Genomic DNA, 2766 nt, shown 5'->3' on the forward strand with positions numbered 1-2766 from the left:
CGGGCTCAGCGAGAGCCACGCCTCACGGGCCCGCGCGCGGGCCTCGTAGTACTCCTTCTCCGCCGTGGCGAGGTCGGCGGCCGCCTTGGCCATGGCGTCCCAGGCGGCGCCCGCCTCGTCGGGGAACGTGCTGTCGTCCAGGAGGCCGTGGTCCCGGGCGATGTCCTCACGCAGCCAGACCAGCGCGGTGGTGTGCGCCTCGGCACCGCGGGGCCCGGGCCGGGCCGAGCCGAGCGCGCGCATCGGGCGGCTGTGGGTGACCCGGTGGTCCACCTCGGCCACGGCCAGCCAGCTCACCGGGACGGCGAACAGCATGCTGCGGTCGGTCACGACCTTGATGTGGGTGCCGAGAGTGGTGTCCACGGCGCCCTTGAGGGCGGCCCCGTCGTTCGCGCCGCCGATCGGGACCGTGGCGCCGGGGTTGGTGACACCGGCGTTGCTGTTGCCGGCCAACGGCGCGCTGCCCACCGCTCCCTCGACGTTGTCGGTGATGCCGGCGTCCACCGCGTCGGAGGTCTTGCGGCGTTGCATCGCCTCCATGCGGGGCTTGCTCTCCACGGCGAGCAGCCGCGCGCCACGGCGGTGCATCCTCGCGTAGAGCCGGGAGTCCGCGGTGTGGGACTGGCCGAACAGGTGGGCGGAGGACTGGGTGGGCAGCCGGGAGCCGTCCGCGCCTAGCGCCTCGCGGAATCCTGCGGTCAGGCCGCCCTGGGAGCCCGCCTCCTGCTGCCCCTGGGCGGGGGCCGTACCCAGTCCGGTGAGCGGGGTGTGGCGGGCCATGTGCAGGCGCGCGGCGAGGGCCTCGCCGGTGTGCCGCCGGCCCAGGTCGTTGTCGCCGAGACCGTCGGCGCGGGCGGTGGCGAGGGTCAGGGCGTCCTGGACCCCGGCGGCTCCGCGGATGTCCACGGCGAGGATGCCGGAGCCGATCCGGTCGTCGAACGGGAGGATGTCCGGATCGGGTCCGGTCGTGCCGTCGCCGGTGCGCCATGCGGCGATGCCGTCCGGCTGGGCCTGTTGCGCCGTCAGCATGCGTACGCCCGGAGCGGGTTCGGGCACGGTCTGTTCGGTGAGCGCGCCGTCGTCGCCCTCGCCCACCGGGGTGAGCAGGCCCGCCGGTGCGATCTCGTTGAGGGTGCCGACCTGTGCGACGCTCCGCGGCGCGAGTGGGTCTCCGGCCGCGTCCGTCATCGTGACGGAGAGGATGTAGCTGGTGACGATCTCCGCGTGCGCCTGCGTGGTGGCGATGTTCGGCATCGCCGTGCTGCCGTCGGTGTCGGTCCGGCCGCTCGCCCGCTGTTTGGCCGCCGTGCCCTGGAGGGAGGGGTTGGCGACCAGGACTCCGTCGCCCGCCGCGCGCTGGCCGGCGCTCAGGGTGAGGTCGGCGCCCCGGTCCTGCGAGGTGCCCGCCGCGTCGTCGCGGGCGATGGTCCGGTAGTCCTCCAGCTCCAGCCCCGTACGCAGCCGCCGCACGGTCGTGGTGACCGGTGTCAGCCTGAACCGGACCTGCCCGGGACTGCCTCCCACCGGCAGGTGGTGGGGGCTCGTCCAGGCGCGGTAGCGGACGGGCAGGCTCACTCCGTCGGTGGTGAGTTCGTGGAGGTGCGCGCGCAGGAAGTCCGGTGACAGCCGTTGCAGTACCTGCTCCCGGTCGTGCGAGGGCACGCCGATCTTCTCGAGGCGGGGCAGCAGTTGCTGGGCCGCCCGGCTCGCGTCGAGCTGGCCGCTGGGGTGGGTCGGGAAGCGCCGGCCGCGCAGGAAGCCGGGGACCCGGTAGCCGCCGCCGAGGTTGTCGGGGGTGGTGGTGCCCAGCCCGTCCGGGGCGAGCCCGGCCTCGATGGCGTCCTGCATCGGCAGGTGGAACATCACCGCGTCCCGGATCCGCTGGAGCGCGGCGGCGGCCCGGCGGGGGGACAGCCCGCGCCCCAGGCGCCCGGACAGCCGCCCGGCGGCGGAGCTGACACGGGCCCCCGCACGTGTGCCGGCGACGCCCATCGCGGCCGTCCAGCGGTCCCGGACCGCCACGGTCTCGGCGGCGTCGGCGACCACCAGGTACATCCGCCCGGCGTAGGTCAGCGTGGTGTTGCGCCCGCGGGTGAGTGCCTGCGAGACACCGCGCCCCTTGCCCCAGGCGTACTGGAGCGCCGTCGAGTAGGAGCCGACCACCGCCTGTTCGCCGGGGAGTTGCTGCAGCGGCATGATGCCGCCCTGGACTCCCAGCGTGGTGCGCGAGACGGTGCTCGCGCTGCCGACGACCCGGTGCTCGTTGCCGATGGTGGTCTCCAGGCTGGCCGGCTTGGGGTCGCTCCTGACCCGGACGTTGCCCAGCTCGCCTCGGACCGCCGCCTTCAGGTAGTGCGTACGGAAGGGCCCGGCGCCGTTGAGTCCTGTGATCCTGGAGCCGAAGGGGCCCAGGTACTGACCCAGCTGGCCGGCCACGCCCAGGTTGGCCATCGCCCGGCGCAGCGCGGTCCGCACGGGTGCGCCGGGCGCGCTGACGTGCCAGGAGGTGCCCGAGGCGCGGTCGGCCGTGTCCTGCATCAACTGCTGGCGCTGCGGGCCGCCCTCGGCGCTGAGCACCACGTGCGGGGCGCTCAGCAGCTGCCGGACGAGTTTCCGGTCGTCCGACTCCGCCCTGGGGAGCGGGCGTGTCCCGTCGAGGAGCTGATCGGCCTCCGTGGCGGAGAGGCGCTGCGGAGCGGCGGCGGGTGCGGGCGCCGGGCCTCCGGGGGGCGGGGTGGCGGGTGCGTGGCGGTCCGAGCCGTGCGC

General features: G+C 75.2%; 1 pseudogene. It reads right to left on the bottom strand.

Annotation, left to right across the window (positions count from 1 at the left end):
- Nucleotides 1-2766 (bottom strand): annotated as a pseudogene (locus ABZ371_RS31345) (hypothetical protein); the annotation flags it as partial.

This window comes from Streptomyces sp. NPDC005899 (assembly GCF_040629645.1).
GTDB lineage: Bacteria > Actinomycetota > Actinomycetes > Streptomycetales > Streptomycetaceae > Streptomyces.